A 20,650-nucleotide genomic window follows, 5' to 3' on the forward strand; every position below is an offset into this window, starting at 1 on the left:
GGCTGGGGGGCTGGGGGCTGGGGGGGGTAAGCGTAAAGAAGTAGAGAGCAAGTACTTAGTAACCCAGAATCCCAGGGCCCCAGTAACCCAGTAACCCAGTATCCCAGTAACCCAGTATCCCAGAATCCCAGTATCCCAGAATCCCAGTATCCAGAATCCCAGTATCCAGTATCCCAGTAACCAGAATCCCAGTCCCTGCGTCATGATTTCCTGTATTTTCTCACATTTTGTTCAAGGATAGTGTAAACAGTATCATTATCGGCAGGGGTGATAAAATTCAAGGATGCACAAGTATCAAATGCAGGAAGGGTCAATCGGTTTAGGGAAGAAAGAAAACAAGCTCTTTTCCTGAATACTGCATTTTTGCTATTCACTTTAAATCCCGGATTGGTATATCCGCAAATATTCACCGTGCCGTTAAGGGTTGGCATGGGTTTATGAGAAATAAAAAATGGTTCAATAAGGAGGCTCTGCATAAGAGAGATGCCGTTGAGTTTTTCATCTGCAATTCGACTATCATTAATCACCACCATTTCTGTATCGGGAAACTTTTTCCTGTAAATCTGCAATCTGACCCATTCAAAATTATGATCCTGGCATGCGGCTTCCCCCAGAAAACAGACAGCTCTGGGATGAAAATAGGCAGTAAGCTCATATAGCCTGGAATATTTTCTCTCTATTGCCTGAATGGAAACGGAAGAAAGCTTTTTATTCGGTTCTTTTTCAACAACCTTTAAGTCGGCTATTAATAACGTATCTTCTTCAACCCAATATACGGCACGGTAGGGATGGAGTTCGAAGTGCTGGTGATTTAGCTGAATTTTCGCAATTCTCATAAATTAGGGTCTCATTACAAAATTACATCTTCTTCACGATAAAGGAGTTTAATTCCGTATGATTTATTAATTTTACTGAAAAGCGCAATAAAATGGAGAGAAGAGGTCCGTACAGACTTACAGAAGTAAACGATAAAACCAGCAGGAAGGCATTTTTAAAGCTACCTGTGAGTTTGTACAAGTCTGACAGACAATGGTCAAGGCCAATTGACAGTGACATTGAGAAGATATTTGATCCGGGGTTTAACAAAAAGTTCCGAAAAGGCAATGCCATCCGGTGGATATTGGAAGACAGGAACGGAGTAGTAGCAGGCAGGGTAGCGGCATTTTATGATGACAATTCTTTCAAGCAAAAGCATCCTACAGGCGGAATGGGATTTTTCGACTGCATCAACGACAAGGAAGCGGCAGAAATGCTATTTGATGCCTGTAAAAATTGGCTGGGTTCTCATGGGATGGAAGCAATGGACGGACCTGTAAACTTCGGTGAGCGCGACACGTTCTGGGGTTGTCTTGTTGAAGGATTTACAGAGCCTTTATACAATATGCCCTATAATTACCCATATTATCAAAGATTTTTTGAAGATTACGGATTTGAGTTATACTTCAGGCAGTTTACCTATCACCGGAAAATTGAACCGGAGGGAATGGCCGATATTGTGATTGAAAAAGGCAGGAGAATCCTGTCGAATCCTGATTATTCCTTTGAAATGATCCGGAAAAATAACTTTGAAAAGTATGCAAATGATTTCCTGGAAATATATAATCAGGCCTGGGGGAGGTTTCCCGGGGTAAGCAAAATGAAAAAATTCCAGGCCATGGCCCTGATGAAAGAAATTAAGCCCATTGCCGATGAACGGCTCATTTATTTTGGCTATCATCAGGGAGAACCGATAGCCTTTTTCATTATGCTCCCCGATATTTCACAAATCCTGAAAAAATTTCACGGGAAATTTCACCTTATCAACAAATTAAGACTTTTATACCTGCTGAAAGTCCGGAAAAAAGTTACGCGGATCATGGGCAAGATCTTTGGGGTTATACCCAGATTTCAGGGAAAAGGAGTAGAAGCCGGCCTGGTATTAGCCTTTGAAAAGGAAGCCTTTAAACCCGGCTTTCATTATACTGACCTGGAAATGAACTGGATAGGGGATTTTAACCCTACGATGATTAAAAATGTAGAACAAATAGGCGGGAAAATTTATAAAATACACCACACTTACAGGTATATGTTCGACCGGAGCATACCGGTAGAAAGGATGAGGAAATTACCCTGATATCGCAACCACTCAGGAAGTATAGAGGTATTTTTTGATTTTCATGGTGGGGGTTTTGTCAAAAGGAATTGGTTGTTCAATAACCAGGTTAAGCCTTGACAATTTATTTACTTCACTGTTAACATTTCTTTTTATTTCTTCCAGCACATCCTGGATATAGCTTTTAACATCCTGTTGCATTGTTTGTGCTGAAAGTTTCAGTTTGTTGTATGTATTTTCCACTTCTTCGTAGTTCAGGTGGATTTTTGCCACCAGTTTACCTTTCAGTTCATAAACAACTGATTCGAGTACCAGGTGATGACGGTTAATGACAGATTCGATATCTTCAGGATAGATATTTTCCCCGCTTGATCCAAGGATTACATTTTTGCTTCTGCCCCTAATAAAGAAATATCCTTTTTCGTCGACGTAAGCGAGGTCTCCGGTCCGGAACCAACCATCTTCCGTAAAGCTTTTGCGGGTCATTGCTTCATCCTTGTAGTATCCCATCATCACATTGTCGCCTTTTGCAAGGATCTCTCCTATCCCGGTTTCCGGGTTTATATTACCCAGTTTCAATTGTTGCCCAACCAAAGCTTTTCCTGTGGAACGGTATCGGGTTTCTTTAGGATCAGCACCTGCAAGTAAGGGTGCAGTTTCAGTAAGGCCATATCCGATTGCATAAGGGAAACGGGCTTCAAACAAGAATTTTTCAACCTCAGCATCAAGCAATGCACCACCAATGCCAAAGAAGTGAAGTTTACCGCCAAAGGTTTTCATGAGTTTACGGCCGGCAATCCTGTAAAACAGCTTTCTTAACAAAGCCACTTTAACAAGGTTTTTCATAATACCTTTTTTAAACTTCGGGGCAATCTTTGCCCGGTAAATTTTCTCAATGATCAGTGGCACACTGAGGATAATGGTAGGTCTGATCTTTTGTAAGGCAGGGACCAGAACACCTGCAACAGGTGGCCCATCGAGATAATATATTGCTGACCCGTGTGTCAATGGGAGCATAAAACCTATAGTACACTCATAAGTGTGGGACAAAGGTAAAAGCGACAACAGACGGTCTTCGGGATACAACATTTGAACATAAGATGAAGCAATCACGTTAGACATGATATTCTTATGAGAAAGCATAACACCCTTTGAAGAACCGGTAGTTCCTGATGTATATATAATTGCCGCAAGGTCATCCTCATGAACATTTCCAAGGATTAACTCCAGGTCAAGCCCGCTATTTACCGTAAAATCTTTTTCTGATTCCGGTTGTTTCCAGGACTTATCCTTGCTATTAATAAGAGAAAATGAAAAGATGTCATACAGAAAATCCAATCCTGCAATGTTCTCAAAATCCACATTCTGAACAAGTGAATCGGAAACAAAAACTAATTTTGCTTCAGAATGCCGGAGAATATTGGAAACTTCAACCTTGTTGAAATCCGGTAGGATCGGGACGACTACGGCACCCGTGAACACAGTGGCAAGGTATGAAATACCCCATTGCGGACAATTCCTGCTGAGAATGGCAACCTTATCGCCCTTCTGTATCCCGCTTTTCTTGAGTAGCAATGATAAACGGATAATTTCCTCAAGCATCTTACCGTAGGTGAAAGGTTCTCCATCCACGAAGGAGAGTGCCGGTCTGGCTGAATGATGCAAAGAACTGAGCTTTACCGCATCCCTTATATTTAATGGAATCATATAAATATCTATATGAAAATAAAGAAAACAAAGGTAGGGATAAATATCACCTACCTAACATCAAACAACAAAAAAATGAAAAAGTTCAAATTTTTTACGTTAATAATCAATGCCTTACAGTTGCTTTATTGCTTTGTACTTTATCTCCATTGCTTTGCTCAAACCACAGTGAATAAGTAAATGTTTTTCCTTTGGCTACATTTTCATCTAACCATTCGCAGGCTGATGCAGCCGGGATGTCTGCGATGGTAACAGCTTTCTTTCCTGATTCCGCTCTTTGGATGATTACTTTTTGAACATTTTCCGGATAACAAGGCGACCATTGAATAAGGAAACCTCCGCTCTTGCGTATGACCAATAGTTGTGGGGCCGGAATCATTTTTTCAGATGAAAACGCAATCGTTGTAGAGACTTTTTCACTTTTATTGCCAAAAACGTCTACGGTTTCTATTGCATATTCATATGTATTTCCTGCAACAACGGAAGTATCGTTGAAACGGTTCACCGGTACAGCCAATAATTCATCAGATAACAGGATAAATTCATTGACAGCAAGATTTTCCTTTGTTTCGGATGATTTTCTATATACCAGGAATCCCTGAATATTTGATGATGACGGAATACCCCAGGTAATCATGATAAATTTTCCATTCATTTGGCACTCCAGGGCATGAACAGCCGGAACAACTAATTCTCCGCCAGGTCTGATGGTCACATATTCTGAAAGTTCACTTTCCTGGTTACCAACACTTACTGCTGAAACAGCGTAATCATAAAATCCGGCAGGGTCAAGATTATCATCAGAATCATAAAAAACAGTAAAAGGGTTTTGGACTGGTAACAGACCGGAAATTAAAATCCATTTCATTTCTGTATGATTTCTTCTATAGACCAGGAAACCGCCGGTTTGATCATCGGAAGGAAGAAGATCCAGGGAGGGTTTCATATTGTTAACATAGGCACGGGCAATCTGTGGAGGAGAGGTAGGGATATCAGCTCTGAATATACCTGTAAACCTCGCAGAACGCGGTGAAAGCTCCCCATCATAGCCTAACAATTGGAAGTAATAGAAATAGGGTTTCATGGGTTCCACATTTGCATCCAGGAAGGAGCCATACCCCTGATTCAGGGTGGTAAGTTCACTGTAATCGCCGTCGTAAGAATCTGACCTAAAAATACGTATTGCATTAACCAGGGTATTTGTTTGCATGTTCCAGGAAAGTAGTATCCCTGGCGGATTTGAAGAAGAAGTGGCAGCCATGCTATCGGGCAGATTGACTTCCAGGAAAAAGTCGTAAGCTCCGGTTTTAACCTCTTCAGAATGGTTTCCGCGGTTACCGAAATAGTCGACCGGAACGATACGATAAGCGTAGAAATGATCTGCTTTTGCTCCCGGATCGAGTGTATATATCAAAGCCCTGTCATCTTCGGGGAAAAAAGTCACGGTGGCCTGAACCGGCCTGAATGGACCATCGATTGTTTCCCTGCGCTGAAGTTCGCACCAGGTAAGTTGCTTCGGGTTCTCCATTTCCCATGACAGTTCGAGGCCCCCAGATGTATAAGAAGCCTCTTTAAAGAATACTTTTCCGAATCCGGGTATTGCAGGAAATTGGGTTGGGGAATATTCAAATTCGTGCAGGACATTGTTGAATGCATCCGGATATTGGATTTTATAGCGGTACATTGTTTCCTTTACAGCGGTATTATCGAAGTAATACAAACCCAGGGCGAGTCTTACGGGCAGCCAGGAAATCCATTCCCAGGCTTGCTGAAGGCTATCTGTTTGCTGGACATAGTTCCAGATTACCTCTGCCGGCAGATCTTCACGATCTATAGGATAGGGCATTTCATTAATTGCCTTATCCAGGCGTTTCCTGAATTCATCAGAACCGGAGGGGGCTTTAACCTCCTGTAATAGTTTCCAATTATCGCTATTTGCCGTTGTTCTAAATACCCGGTATGCCACGATATCGTTCCAGGGTTTCGAAGGGCTAACCATTTCGGGGCCCAGGTAGACATAAACACCTTTTGAACCGCCAAAGGCTCCATCTTCTCCAGGTTGCTGGGCATAAATACCGGTAAGCCACAACAGGGCGGCTACAGTCAGGGATATTTTCAAAATGGGATATTTCATCATAACAAAATCTATTTTAATAAGTATGATGGAACTCACATGTTAATTATTTTACAATTGTTGTATTTGTGATTGTAAAACATGTGGGTTTCATAACATTATATCTTTTCAAATCAAACATTTTAATAACAAGCATCACCCAATGGTGTATCTGCACAAACTTCGAATCCGGAACGGTCAATAGTCACTTTAAGGTTAAAATCGGCACTTGCCGATTCAGAATGGGCACTACAGGAACAAACCCCGCAGCAACATTTACAGGAGGAGCAGTCGGATTTGCAGCATACACCGCCACCAACCTTGATCTTACCCGTCATATGGTTTGTCCAGTTTCCGGTCAGGCTCCAGTCGCCGTTGGAATAATAGTCGCCATCGATAGAGAAGGTAGATTTAAGACCAAGAGAACCTGCCACGCATCCAAAAAGTGCCGATACACCAGCCTCTGCATTCGCTTCACAGGTTAAGTTACTGCCGAAATGATAATGGTTAGCAGGACCGGAAAAGTTCATTCCCATATTCATTCCTGCATATACCCTTATTTTTAATTTTCCATGGGCTACAATCATATTAACATCAATATCAGGGATGGGCAGTCCGAAAGTGATCCTCCCGTCGGTATAAAAACCTTCTATACCATTTTGAATGGGATCAGGAACCTTCTGATGAAATGAATAGGTATTAAAAACATTGGAGATTGCAGGAGTTGCATGGATATTGGGATAGGAACCGAATAACATCGCCATTTTAGCCCCTTTAATGAGCGGGCTTTCTGAGACATCCAGGTGACCTCCGGCAACAAAGTACCAGCCATCCCCATCAATGAGTACTTCCGCCAGTCCTTCCGAAACTATCTTGTCCGATGACTCTCCTAATTTATTATCGACTGTTAAATTACCATAAAATCGTTTATTCGGAAAATCATATGTAAGTGTCAGATTTCCAAACGGAGTGGATATATTGTTTAACTGTACAGACTGACCACTGGCCACAATATCACCGATGATCTCTAACTCCAGCCTTCCATTCATGCCATTGGTGCCGGTGAGATCGCCGGAAAACAAGAAATTCGACCACTGGTTATTAATTACATGCATCTCACCCTGAGTATTAGTCAATTTCCGTTTCCCGGCTGCATCAATATTAAACTCATTATCGGTCATCAGAATTTCTGTTTTTGCCTTTTTATGCAGCAATTTAACATTCATGCTGTATTTCTGCGGTTCCGACAAGGTACCTGTTGCGATGAATCCATCCTGGGAAAACGCATTGGAACCCGAATTCAAATTCAATTGCACCCCATTGGTCAGGAAAGCAAGATTGAACGTTGTATGATTCATGCTTACCAGATTATTTGCACGTGTATAATTCAAGGTAATGCTTTGCAGAGGTATCTTAGGAATATTTACATCCAGTGATCCCGAAAAGCTTAGTTTATTCGGGGAAATCAAAATATTAGCGGGTTTGAATGTAGTTATCCCGGATAAAGTCACAGTATTTCCTGCAAGGTTAATATTTCCGGAGCCATCACTGGCCAGGATAATGGAATTAATGTTGATCCTGTCGTTGGGATCCATATAAAGCAAGGAGGGAATGTATCCGCAGGTTGTTTCCCCCTGCAAAGGTGATGCAACAAACCTCCAGTGTTTAGTCAGGTTATCGTAATAAAAGCTTTTGTTTCCGCTAAGGGTAACGTTTGTAATGTTTTCGAGGCTGATTTCATCAAGCTGGAAATTCCCACCTGTCAGTTTATCTTTTTGTCCCGACTGACCCGGAATGACTTTCAATATCGTAAATGGAATGCTCACCATATGTGTTTTAATGGTTCCGCTCCCAAAATACAATCCGCTTTGGTTCAGTCCCCAATTATCGGCAGTAAGCTTCCACTTTTCCAGATCAAAGGTACGCGATGTATTGCCATAGGCAGGGTGGACCTTTAATTTATCGATCTTCACTTCACCCAGGAAGATCTTTAGGTCGGCCGGTATGGTATTTTGCAGATCAGTATGAAGCACTCCCTTAAAGTAGGCTTCCTGGTTACGGATCACTGATTGGGTTTTCATACCTGTAACATCAAACCCATAAAGTTGTAATCCTATATCAGCACTTTTCCGGTTACACAGGGGAATATCCGTTCCTGAAAAAGAACTTCCATCAGCACTGAAAACATTAATATTCAGTGCTTTTCCCGATCCATCTGCAAGGTAAACCGAATCCTGAGTAAAAGATACTGCATTATCCAGGAAGCAATCCCCATGAAGCAGGACAACTTTAGCGGTTATCATACCTTTTCCGTTTTGGCCGGGGTCGGTAAGTCTCAGGGTCCGCGTAATGGCAGGAAAGGTATTGTTAACCAGGATCTCTCTTTTACCTGTCAGGGCAAAAGGAAGCCCCGAAGGTTTCATCAGCGGTTTGCCGGAGGGGCCGGTCTGACTGGGGTGCGGACTCACGCTAAGGTCAAAGAAAGCCACTGAATTATCTGTACCGGAAAGCGAAAAATGGTTATTCCCAGGAATATTAACAATGCGTCCGCTTATCTTCGCTCCAGTGCCTGCTTTGATCAGAGTATCGACTTCCACCTCAAAACCGAGAAGGCTTGTAAGATCCATAGTTTGATCGCTACCCAGTTCAAAATCCAGGCCAGTCTTACCGGAAGCAGGAACCTCAACGTTATCAACAGCCTGGCTGATATAGCCCGGTTTTGAGGCTATAAAACGAAAACCATTTCCGATTGGAATATTGGTGAGTTTATAGAAACCCTGGGCATCGGTTTTAGCCGATATCACTTTCCCGCCTTGCTGATCCAGCCTAACGGTAGCACTCTCAACAGGCTGGCCCTCAAAACGAACATATCCTGAAACAAAGGACGCTTTGGTCAGATATACGGTAATATTGTTGTAATTTTTACTAAACTGGGCATTGAAAACAGGATACGACAGGTCCTGATAATACTTACCTTCCGGGCCTTCCACTTCGATAGTAAACTGGTCGTTCTGGGGATTACCTCCAAACTCAAACCTGGCTTTTCCCTGGTTATCGGTTTGTTTATCGGTTGTCCGGTTTTTAATCCTTACCGTTGCCTCCGGAATAACAGGATGAGCTGCCGCATTAAAGAACATACCAGGGACAGGCTGGGGTCCTTCCCTGACAAGTACTTCCACGCGATGTTGTTTTTTCTTCAGGACAATGGGATCGGGCTGCATGGTTTGTTCACCTTTCATCACCTGAATACCATAGGATTCGGAGAAGTAAGCATCACCACCCTCGACAACGAGTTGCTGGTATCCCAGGGGTGACCGCAGTGTGAAACCGGCAGGAAACCACTGGTTTGTCTGCATATTGATGGCCATGGGATTTGCCTGGACTCCTTCACCGTTAACAAAATACACATAGGCAGAAATACCACCGCCCTGTTCATCGGTTATCTTACCTTTTACAATACCGGGAAGTTGCAATACCAGATCCCGCATTTTTGCCTGTTGTCCCATTTTCAGGGTAGCACCGTCAAGAACGGTTTCCTTATCTTCTTCATAGCCTTGCTTTGATGCTTTCACCACACGGGGCATAGGTTTCAGGTTACCGGAGCCATCAGCGGCAACAACAATATCCTTGAACATATATTTTCCACCGTTGGCAGTAATTTTTTCCTGTTCCACGATGGGAAACAACAGTGCCAGATTTAGCAACTCAACCTTAGCGCCATCAAGCGGCTGCAAGCTTTGTCCACCTTTTAAAACATTCCCAAAAACCCTCGGAGGCTTTGGCATAAGGCTTAAAGTAGTAGAATATTCTTCATATTCATATCCTCCTGAAAACACCTGATAGTCACCGGTATAAAACATATTGTTTTCCTGGAGTATCTGTTTAACACCGGTTACAACCAGGAAGCTCTCGAAATACATAGAAGAGTTTTTATCCGATTCAGCATAGAGGTAATAGCTTCCCGGGTTGAGACCTTTTGCTTTAAGCAAGGCTTTGAAGTTGCATTTTCCGTTTTCGTCAGTTATGCCGGCTGCAACGAGCTTTTTAAAGGGGAATGAGGGTGCTTCAAGGTTCATATCCGGTATTCCTTCGGTTTCCGGCTTTCCGTTCGACTGAAAATTACTACGATAGAGGAATACATTTATTCCTGCAAGATTTTCACCCATATTCTGAAAGAACTGTTCCATACCCGGTCCCGTAACAACCGGATCGATGGTAACATTGATGCCATAATCGCGGGCAAACGTGACGAGGGAAACATTATCCAGTGAACCGTTAGGTTCTACGATGAGGTCTTTTTCCGGACTCAGCATATATGGATTTTCGACGATAACCCGGATCACACGGATAAGGCTTCCGAAGTAAGTCCTGGCACCAACATCCCCATATCCGATCTTTACATTCAGGTCCCGGGTAACCAATCCCAGGGAATCAGGCAGGAGGAATACCGTCTCAAACCGGCCTTGATCGTCTGTAAGGGTTGTGGATAAAACCCTTCCGGGTTCTATTGTAAGGTATTCCTGTGGTATGTTGCTTTGAGAAATATCCCCGGAAGTAAGGAGGATTTTTTTATTTTGGTTGATATCTTCCAGGATGTACTGTACAGTAAAGGTGAGATTGGTATTTTTCAGGGGGTTTCCCTGCAAATCAATAATATTATGATGGAAATATTTGATTTTACCGGAGATGGAAGCCGGGGCAAAGAGCAAACCGGGAAACACATTCGGAGAGACAAGGTATAGATTTCCGGCAATGTTAAGCCCTGGATCGATGAAAGCTATGCCTTCCTTGCCGAATCTAAATGAGCAAACTTCGCTTTGTCCGCTGTTTTTAAATCGAGTGGCAGATTCAGGATCAGAGGCGATGATCATAAAGGCGTAATGTTGACCTTTTTCCAGGATGGGTTGCCCGGGGCCATAGAAAAACGAAGTAGACTGGACTGTTTCTTCGAAGAAAGCCGGATCGGTGGCACCTGCCATTGCTTCGGCAGGGTTCATGTCCGGATCGGGCATTTCCGCAATTTTTAGTGTATATTCTGTCCAGGCAGGTGCGCCCGGAGAGGGTGTCCAGTTAAAAAGAAAAGTGGGCACATCGGCATAGGGGATGGTAGAACCGCAAACCGGACCTATTATTGAAGGAGGATCGAGATCTCTGATCTCAAAAGTCTGGCTGCATCCTGAAGGTTCGGGAGGAGTGAGTTCTTCTCCATCAGTATCCATTGCCCGAAAGCATAATTTATAGCGACCTTCCGGCAATCCGCGATTAATGACTTCTTTACCGGAAATTCCTGAAAACACGAGGGCGCCGGCCTGGAAATAAGGATAAAGGTCCATACCGGTTGCAATATGAGGGACATTGGCCGTAAGATCGATATATTCACCCGGATTAAATCCTTGTTTAGTGCGGATATCGACACCATTATTTCCGGAGAGATGCATACTGAGCATTACCTGTTGATTTCCGGTTGAAAAAAGGGTCACCATGGTTTTATCCGCCAGCTCATCCAGGAACCAGGGATAAGGAGGTGTGACCTGGGTTGAAAGGGTAATATTGACAGGAGGTGGAAGGATAGTAAAACTTGTGCATCCACCGGTCTCAGGGGAGACAGGATCGCCAAAAGCGCTCCAGGCCCGGAAACAGATACTGTAGTTCCCGGCCGGAAGTCCGGTTGAATAAGCCTCCGTAGCAGTTATCCCCGTGAAACTAAGTTTTCCGGTGCTGAAAACATCATCAAGATCGCTACCCGTTAAGGTGAGCGGAACACTGCTTTCGAGCGCAAAATATTCTGTCTGCATACCTTCCGGTGTTTTGATCATTATCCCGTTATCACCTTCAATTTTCATGGTGAGATAGATATTGCCCATATAATCAACCGCCACCAGAGTAAGCACAGTTTGGTTGGCCAGCTCATCGAGGGGTTTGTCAAAGGGAGGAGTGATCACAGTTGTAACGCTGACCTGTGAAAATCCGGTTTTCGAAGGCATTGCAGCCAGCAGGACGGCGACCATAATTATGAGCCATCCTGTATTCCATGATTTGTTAAAATTTATATGCATATCCTATTTTTCCTAAGATTTCAGTATAAGTATCGGCACCTTTGTCGAGGCCTTTATTTCCGTGAACAGAAAGCCTGACAGAGAGCTGATGATGTTTTTTTACTTTATAGGAGGCGCGAAATGAAAGGCGGTTTGTCATGAGGAAGGGATCTCCTTTGAGGCGGGTTTGTGTTAAAGATTCCGTCAGACTCAGGTTAAGCGTATTGCGGAAAAAGCCTTTGCTAAGGGTTAGTACCGGTCCCCAGACCGCTGTTTTGATGTCTCCAATATCGAAAGTGCTGCTGTTGAATCCCGCCATAAGGTTCATGACCCAGGGGATAAAGCTGATAATATAATTGGCATTGATCACCATAGAATGATAATCGGTAAACTTTGCCGTATACTCATTTTTATCGTTCAGTTTCTGGTAATTCAATCCCAGGATGATATTATGCACTTTGGATTCACCTGTTATGGTATAGGTTTGATTAAGACCGGCGTTATGGGTAGTCTGTCTAACTTCAGACAGGCTGTCGAGTTCGGCAACACCTGATTTCTGCCCCATACTGTAGTTGGAGTAAAATGCATTAATCTGGTAATTTTGGACCGGCAGGGCGGAGATGTTGACGGATCCGATGGTTCTGTTTGTCTGGGCAGATTTATCATCATCCAGGTTATCCCGTTGAAAGCCGAGGCTTGCATTCACATTAACCTTTTTCTTCCATAATTTCACGTTGGGCTCTATAGTAATGTTTCTCAGGTCGGCGAGAAAATAATAAGCTCCCATGGACTGATAACCGGGAGCTATCCTGTTATACTGGATTTTTGCTCCCCAGAGATCCCGTTGGTATTCCAGGGAGGCGTCGACGGCTGAGCTCGAGTATGTATTGGCTTTTTCATTCATCAGGAAGCCAAAGGTTTTCATCCATCCATTTTTATCTTCCGGGGATCCGCCAACACGGGTATCCGGTGTGTAAATGCTTTGAGCGGCTTCCAGGTCAAACGACCAGTATTTGGCAAATTTTTGGTGAGTGATCAGGCCAAGCACGGCATTTTCACCGGGAGTGAGGTTCTGACCGACGGGGACGCTATCCAGGGATCCGGCATCATCTTTGGCTTTAAGCAGGATGAGGTCAATATAGTTATTGCTGTTACCATAACCGACTTTCATGGCATAGCCGGTTCTCTTATAGGAAAGGCTTTGGAATATGCCACCGTTATTGTTCTGTTGATCTTCTTTCACAGCCTTTTTAAAACGGCCATACACAAAACCCAGGCGAAAATTGCCCGGAGTCAATTCGAAACCCGCACCACTGAAGCGATGGCCTGCCAGGGTGTACTTTGAATAGTTCAGGCTGTTGTAACCCAGATACACCTGCACCCATTTATACTTCGGACTGATTCCAAACCGGTTTAGAGGTTGCCGGAAGCTACGCTGCTGTTCGGTAAACATAAAATTCAAGGGGATATCGATCCCGTAAACCGAAAGAGTAGGATCGCCTGAAATGACCCAGGAAAACGGTTCACGATTTGCTTTCCGACCGTTTACATCATAGAAGACTGCTTCGGCTTTAAGGGAGCCTTTAATTTTCAAAGGATCCTGCTTTGAAATATTTTCAATGTCCTGGCAATGCAGAATCTGACCGGTCAGCAATAAAAGCATTATGACCAGATATAAGGCAGGAAAGGGTTGGAAAGCATTGCTTTCCTTAATCCTATTTTGATTCACAAATATGGTTTAAATGATCTGAAAATCTATAATAATAGCGATTACAATATACGAAAAAATGCGAAAGAAAACATTCCGGGAGGATGATCTCAGGAATGAACGTTATATTTCAGATCCTCCTTTTTCACAACACCCTGCTGCAGAAGTTCCCGGATAACGGTTTCTGTCATTTCACTCATAAAAGGAAATTCATAACGGACATCCAGGACATAAGCTTTAAGCCTCATTTTAAGCAAAGAACGGCCTTCACTAATCTCATTCTTAAAGATAACAACTATAGGTTTATTCAGATAAACGTAACGGGAGACTGCGGCGGAAAGGGTTGCAATCTTTCTGACTTTAACAATATCAATATCCGGGGGAAGATAAAGTTCTGCCACAACCTGGCAGTTGGATTCCCCGTTATTAGCATTTGAAACAGAAGTATTGACAATTTCGTTATTGGGAATTGTAACTACGGAATCATCCGGTGTTACTATCCTGACTGTTCTGAGACCGATATCGATCACCTCTCCGTAATACTTGCCGACCTCGATTTTGTCGCCCACCTGGAAAGGTCTGTCGAAGACGATGAGTATGCCTCCAAATATGTTTTTAAGAATATCCTGGGCGGCAAATCCTACTGCAATACCGGCAGAAGCCAGAATGGCCAGCAAAGTAGCAATTGGGGGAGCAATAATATTGGCGATAATGATGTAAAAGCCCAGAGTCCAACCCAAAATTCTTATCACCGGAATTATCCCTTTTATGGTATGCCTGTAGCGGGTTCTTGTTTCTCCCACTTTTTCCAGGAAGCGAGCGATATACCTTAACAGGAACAGGAAAACCAGAAAAACGAGAAACGACCAGAAGACCTTTTCAAAAGTGATCTTCCAGGTAGTTCCTGCTATTTTAGCTAAAGCTGAATCTGTTTTTTTTACGCTTGGTTCATTTTTAACCAGGGTATCTGCCAGGTTAATCAGCTCTTTTGAAGGAGAAGTCACTTCCTGGGAAAAGGTCATCCATACCGTTCCGTTACCAAGGATCAGATAAGCCAGGATGGCTGTTATTATGAGGAACCTTTTCATGGGTTAGTGAATTATATTTTTATCGGTCAGTAATCGTACAACTTCCTTATACAAAAGTAAATGAATGTGATAACCGCTTCCTGTTTTAACCAGGAGACCGCGATTAAGCATACTTCCCAGAATCAGGAGGCTGGTTTCTCCATCCATATTAAAGATCCGGGCATGTTGGTCTTCAGTTAACACTTCATGCTCCATGAGTGCACCCAGGGTAAAGACTTCATCCTGTGGAAGCAGGTTGAGTAAGCCTGTTGCAAATTCAATTTTGTCGTTAATAAACAGTTTATCATTCTTAAAATCTTTAATGGATAACTGCCATAGAAGGAAAGCAATAGAAATATTACCACCTGCCAATGCATTTAATTGACTGAAATACAAGTCACTTAAATAATTCTGTTTTTGCTTCTCATCTTTCAGCCTTCTGAATTTTCTGTTTTGTCTGGTTTCAACGGAAGGCAGGTAATGAAGATTATATCCGCTCAGACGGTGCCGTTTCAGGATAACTTCCCGTAATGTTTTGTTGTTTAAGTCGCTAAGGCTAACAATATTTTCAAAATAGCGACTTATACGTATTACCTTATCCAGATAATTCCATCCATAGGTGCCGCATGTGGTGATCCAGAAAACCTTCTTTTGAGTAGCTGACATCAGGAGGAGGAATTTTTCCAGGAGGCTGAAACCATCAACGGTTCTTAAATAGAGATTATGCAGATTTTCGACGACACATACAACCGGTTTTTCAAGACTTGTCAGGGCATCTTTAAGTTCTTCCTGGGTGGTAATACCTTTTAATCTGAATACTTCTATCAATTGTCCTGTAAAGGTTTTTTCGTCCAGAGCAGATCTAAAGAGATCCAGGCGGTGCACACTATAAGCCCTGAAAGATCTGTTAACCAGGATGTTGATCAGTGATGTTCTTCCACTTCCTTTTTCTCCTATGACTACTGTATTTGAGTACTCTCCTTTTCGCCAATTTGAAATGGTTTCTGTCAGTTCTTCCAGTCTGTCATCACGGGCAGAAAAAAGGCGCTCATCTTTGAGAGGTTCCAGCCGGAAGAGGCGCTGATAGACAAAAGGCAATTTTTCTATTCTTGAGCGCGAAGTATATAGTAGGCGGTGCAAGGCCCGGCGATTTTCCTCAGAGGCACTTTCCAATCCTGTCAGGCGTTTGATATGGGAATATCCTGTACGAACCATAAGGACATTGGAAGCAAACCAACGGATCACAGGCATTATGTAAAGGCGGAAGATATTCGCAATTCCCTGACCCATCCTGTGTATTCCGGCAAAGGTACCCACCTTGGCCAGGCGGAATCTCAGGTTCATGATCTTGTCGTTATCTGCCAGTTCCCTGACATCAGACAGCAATTGCACAGTGAGAGAGGTAAGTTCCCCGTTTACCTGTGTTGCCAGGGATTGCATTTCCTGGCGAATATTTTTCATCAGGTTTTCAGAACGTTCAAGGCCTTCTATCACTACCTGGTTGGCATCAGTGCGCATCTTCTTTTGATCGTCTTCATGAAGAGCTTCGAGGGCAGATTCAAGATTTACTTCTATTACCAGACTTATTTCAGAGAGGTCACGCAGCAAACCAGATATTTTTTGTTCTATATCATCCTGAAATCGAAAAAACCTGGATTCAAAGGGCTGGTAGAATTCAGGCAGTATAATGCTTTTAAGATCAATACCGGAAACGGTCATTTTGGGATGAAAGGTGTCGGGGTCGGAGCTTTCAACGATAGAATAGTGTTCCGATAAGCCATCCATGCGATATCGAATCCTTGACCTGAAGCTTTCGAGTTTCTTAAGGATCTGTGTCTGGTCAAAAGCATCAATTACTTCAGGAATATGAACCTTCCTGAGATCCCGGATCATAGACCGGTTTTCTTTGAGGATATGTTGTTTGATATTATCCTCATTTTCATTGATCAGGCTTTTCAGATGAGTTAAGGAGCCCGATAACAATGAAATGGCTTTATCCGTTTTCGGGAGTAATTGCGTACTATACTTATCCAGGATTGCCTTTTTGGTGAGGTGATCAATATTGATTATCTGCACCTGAAGCATGAGCATTTCCAGGTCTTTTAACCAATCGGATATTTCTCCCCTGAAAAACAATTGCCATTGTTTGGTAAGAGTATCCAGACTGTGCATAAGCTCCTTATGATTCGAAGCATTGAGGGAAGCAGAGAATTTTTTCCCAGGAAGCAGAGGAGTTCCTGCTGTTACAATTATTTGCTTCGATTGCTCGATCCGTTCACCGGCATACTTTTCGAACTCCGATACCAGATAATCTTTCCATTGTTCCCGGGATTTTCCACTGAGCAGGTTATCCAGCCATTTTTCCCCTTCCTCAATATTTTGAACCAGTCTATCCTTATTGATCAAACCTTTATCGATATCCAATATTTCTTTCCCTGTCAGGGAGAGGAGTTGTTTTTCGAATAAAGAGTGATATTCCTGTAATTGTTTAGCAAATGCATGCATTACTTCCCTTTCGAGTAGCAGGGCTTTATTCAGTAAGGGCTGCACTGTATAATGTGTGAGAAGTGAAGTTGCATTCAACGATTGTCTTCCATAATATCTCCGCTCTTTTTTCCTGAAAAGATTGCAGACACTGTATTTAAGTGAATACCTGGATTTTTTAAGCCTGACAAGAAAATTATCTTCCGGTTTTCTTTTCCAGAAGCTTCTGGAAAGAGGTTGTTCTGCAAGAGTTTCTTTATCAGGAATAATCTGTTCTGTTAGCCTTGCAAACCTTTCGGTAAGTTCACCAAAAGGATTGCCGGGAATAGATCCTGGTTCTGCCAATAACTCCTCACAGTTTTCAAGAAGACGTTGAAGTTCGGCACCGTATGCTTGAATATTGGTTACGGTACTGGCTGCTTTCCCAAGTTCCGATCGTGCATCTGTCAATATTTTCCGGAACTTTTCAAACCAAAGCCATCGTTCATCTATTAAACTCTCCACATGAGCGGAAAATGTATCCCTGGCAGACCGGGAGAGCGCCGGAAGGAAGGATTTTTCAAAATCCTGGATATTCATGAGTGTCTCATTAAAACCGGATCTAAAGTTACAATAAATAATCAGCGTTATGGTAATCTCACACGTATGCCGTTCTTAATTTCAAAATCCGTTCTCAATGTATTACCAACGGGCCGGCTGCGATAGAGAAGATCATATTTTGAAATAAAATAAAGTTTTTTCAAAATTTTAATCTCCAATTCAAGATTCGACCGGCTTCTATAGTCAGCCCATTCTGATATTTCCGGCTGGTAATAACTGACAACGGAGATGCGGAAGGTCTCAGAAGGTTTATAACTCAGAGAAAGATATGAAGTTATTCTAACAAGGTTAAAAACAGGATCGCTGTCTTCCAGGTTATACTGCTCTGTTTCCCACATGGCACCCAGGCCGTAAAAAGCATCAAATTTTCTGGTTTCTTTATCCTTACCCGGGGCCAGGATGGAGGCAAGATCAAATCTTCCACCGGTTCCAATAAGATAACGGTGGTTTAAAAGAAGGAATTCATCGTATTGGGCCTGAGCAAAAGCCTCCCAAAAGAACCATTTAGAGATATCCCTGATATAACGGAAATGAATGAAAGCTTTATTTTTTGTCTTTTCCTGGTTTGCTGTCTTGAATTCATATTCAACAACGGTAAAATAATCCTGTTTTAGGCCGTTATGATCAATTCTGAGTATATTTTCACTGGACAGTTCTTCGGTGTTACCGGTACTATATTCGAAAGTTGCATCCAGGCTGAATATCCAACCCAGGTTAACATAATCTTTTCGGTAAACTTCGGTGTTTATCTGGGCAAAGGAAGCCAATGGCACCAAGAACAGGAAGATCCTTAAAAGATGGTACATAGACGGTTTTTACCGTAAAAGTAAAGAAACCTGAATTAATACCCAAGGTCTTAACGGGTAACAACAACCTTTCCGGTACTGACGGATTCCTGTGTTACCAGGGAAATCAGATACAATCCGGCTCCAAAATCAGCCGGAAGAATAATTTGATCCATGTTTCGGATTTCATTTCTAATTACTTCCTTTCCGCCGGCATTGCTGATGATCAGAGTGCCGTTTACCCTTTCGCCAAAGTGGATATAGAGGTTAGCATTGGCAATATAGGAAGTGATTTTCCGTGAATCCGGAATATCCTTGACTCCAGCCGCAGTTTTAAAGTGCAGCACGAAGCGACCGGGATCATCGTTAGCTGATGACATAAAGGGGTATGAAGCAATTTCCCTGAGACTGATCATACTTCCTGTCAGGTGGTCTTCCAGGAAGACATCCACGCCCGGGTCAAGGTTTTCAAGGCCTTCGGTTTTCATAGTGAGGCTCATATCCTGGTAAGCCCTGAGGTGAAGCGGAACAATGACCGGGTCGTTACCGGGGAAGGGGATGTGGTTGGTGGAGAGCATATCGTTTTCGTAAACCGAATACATATCGGCGAATACAGCCCAACCCAGGTGGTGTCCGTCGTAAGCCTCATCAAAGCCTGTTGTAGCACCCTGTTTAAGGATGAAATTCGATTCGAAATACCGGTTTTCATCCATATAAGCCTTCATGGTTATCGTATTGGCAGGATCATTCTTATAAAACGTTGCCGAAGTATGAGTTCTGGCGGAAAGAGGAATGGTAAGCCCGTTGGCTGCCCCGGTCACACGGATAAAGAAACCCTGGTTGGCAGCGATGGTTCCACTGGAAGATACATCTGTATAGCCGGTACCATCGGGTTTGAGAATTTTGGCAACGGCTTCCACATTGTTCAGCGACCAACTTCCGTTATTCCAGGTCACAGGTGACTGGAAGGGGTTTCCTATCATGTGCCAGCCCGTATAATAAGCAGAAGGCGTATAGGAAAGGTTGGAAATAACCACGTTTTCATCGTTGAAAGTCCCGGTAAAGTCTTTGGTTGCCGTTGTTTCCACGGCATAGAGGTAACCGGTGCCTTTGTCCATTTCCGTGAAAGCTCCGGCCTTAAAATTCATCCAGTAATCGGAAGATTCCTGCCAGATATACAGATCATCGAGGTTGGGAGAGGTTTCTCCCGGTTCAAAATCCGACCCGTCGATAAGCATATTATCGGTAGGCGGGGAAATGATATGCCAGCCATCGGAGTTGCCGGTGTAAGCGGTGATGTTGCGTTGCATAAATGAGGTCCCGCTAACAGAGAGATACTCAGCTCCAATTAATGAGGCACCGCTTTGTATAATGATATTCTGAACAGTATTACTTCCGGAGGTGATTGTCGGGAAATTCACAGCATCTGAGGAAATAATCACATTTGTTGATGAACCCGGTAGGCCATTATTCCAGTTTCCTGATGTACCCCAGGAATTATTTGTAGATCCAAGCCATGAGGAAAAATTTGATCCGAATTCAAAATCATCAATAAAAATACCTAACCCATTTGTAGAATAGGCATGAAAACCAACATAATAATAGCCATCAGAAGAAGGAGTAAAAGATCCTGTACCTTGGGTCCATGAACTGGTTGTTATGCTTGCATTATTAAATAAAGTATTTGTCATGGAAGCTGAATTAGCCTCTGTTCCGATCATAATAGCAAGGCTTTCGGTTGCACTGGTTCCACTAAATACACGGTAATAAAAAGACATATTGTATTGCATACCGGCTTTAAGTTCAAGAGGTCCGGTAAAGATCCAGGAATCCATATCACAGTAATACGCTGAAAGAGGAGTATTGGAAACCGTATCGGAACACTGCAAACAGTTATTTGAATTACGCCCTACAATATCTGTAACAAACCATTCCGCCGAAGAAGAGTATTCTGTAGTCCAGTTATCCGGCTGATCCGGACGGGAGTAACTTTCATAATCTTCACTCAATGGAAACTCATCCAGGTCTTCCATGGTTGTAAACGATTCAATTGTACAAC

At 43.0% G+C, this 20,650-nt stretch carries 11 protein-coding genes; 1 reads left to right on the forward strand and 10 read right to left on the reverse strand.

All coding sequences use genetic code 11. The features are described from left to right. The coding region (locus KKA81_01550; protein ID MBU2649593.1) for a hypothetical protein at positions 1 to 204 on the reverse strand (204 nt) is incomplete at its 3' end. Then, on the reverse strand, positions 201 to 836 hold the full coding sequence (locus KKA81_01555) for a hypothetical protein (protein ID MBU2649594.1): 636 nt from the start codon (positions 834 to 836) through the stop codon (positions 201 to 203). The genes KKA81_01550 and KKA81_01555, both read right to left, overlap by 4 nt. A gap of 92 nt (positions 837 to 928) precedes the next feature. On the opposite strand from KKA81_01555, the gene KKA81_01560 reads away from it, so the two are divergent. Continuing rightward, the gene (locus tag KKA81_01560) at positions 929 to 2,113 is read left to right on the forward strand and encodes a hypothetical protein (protein ID MBU2649595.1); all 1,185 of its coding nucleotides are present in this window, start codon (positions 929 to 931) and stop codon (positions 2,111 to 2,113) included. 12 nt (positions 2,114 to 2,125) lie between these two features. On the opposite strand, the gene KKA81_01565 is transcribed toward KKA81_01560, so the two are convergent. The 8 genes from KKA81_01565 to KKA81_01600 form a co-directional block, all read right to left on the reverse strand. Then, complete coding sequence (locus tag KKA81_01565; protein MBU2649596.1) at positions 2,126 to 3,799, reverse strand: AMP-binding protein; 1,674 nt, start codon at positions 3,797 to 3,799, stop codon at positions 2,126 to 2,128. Positions 3,800 to 3,905: 106 nt separating this feature from the next. Next, positions 3,906 to 5,972, reverse strand: coding sequence for a hypothetical protein (locus tag KKA81_01570; protein MBU2649597.1), 2,067 nt, complete (start codon positions 5,970 to 5,972; stop codon positions 3,906 to 3,908). 83 nt (positions 5,973 to 6,055) lie between these two features. After that, positions 6,056 to 11,968: a carboxypeptidase regulatory-like domain-containing protein gene (locus tag KKA81_01575; GenBank protein ID MBU2649598.1), complete on the reverse strand. Its 5,913-nt coding sequence runs from the start codon at positions 11,966 to 11,968 to the stop codon at positions 6,056 to 6,058. Then, complete coding sequence (locus tag KKA81_01580) at positions 11,952 to 13,676, reverse strand: hypothetical protein (GenBank protein ID MBU2649599.1); 1,725 nt, start codon at positions 13,674 to 13,676, stop codon at positions 11,952 to 11,954. The genes KKA81_01575 and KKA81_01580 overlap by 17 nt, the downstream gene beginning before the upstream one ends. Positions 13,677 to 13,765: 89 nt before the next feature. Beyond that, positions 13,766 to 14,743, reverse strand: coding sequence for a mechanosensitive ion channel family protein (locus tag KKA81_01585; GenBank protein MBU2649600.1), 978 nt, complete (start codon positions 14,741 to 14,743; stop codon positions 13,766 to 13,768). Between the two features lie 3 nt (positions 14,744 to 14,746). Then, the gene (locus KKA81_01590; GenBank protein ID MBU2649601.1) at positions 14,747 to 17,785 is read right to left on the reverse strand and encodes an ATP-binding protein; all 3,039 of its coding nucleotides are present in this window, start codon (positions 17,783 to 17,785) and stop codon (positions 14,747 to 14,749) included. Positions 17,786 to 17,832: 47 nt separating this feature from the next. After that, positions 17,833 to 18,612, reverse strand: a complete 780-nt coding sequence (locus KKA81_01595) for a DUF481 domain-containing protein (GenBank protein MBU2649602.1) — start codon at positions 18,610 to 18,612, stop codon at positions 17,833 to 17,835. A gap of 50 nt (positions 18,613 to 18,662) precedes the next feature. Then, positions 18,663 to 20,650, reverse strand: a 1,988-nt coding sequence (locus KKA81_01600) for a choice-of-anchor J domain-containing protein (GenBank protein ID MBU2649603.1), incomplete at its 5' end; no start/stop codon positions are given.

It is taken from the genome of Bacteroidota bacterium (assembly GCA_018831055.1).
In the GTDB taxonomy this organism is placed as follows: Bacteria; Bacteroidota; Bacteroidia; order Bacteroidales; family B18-G4; genus M55B132.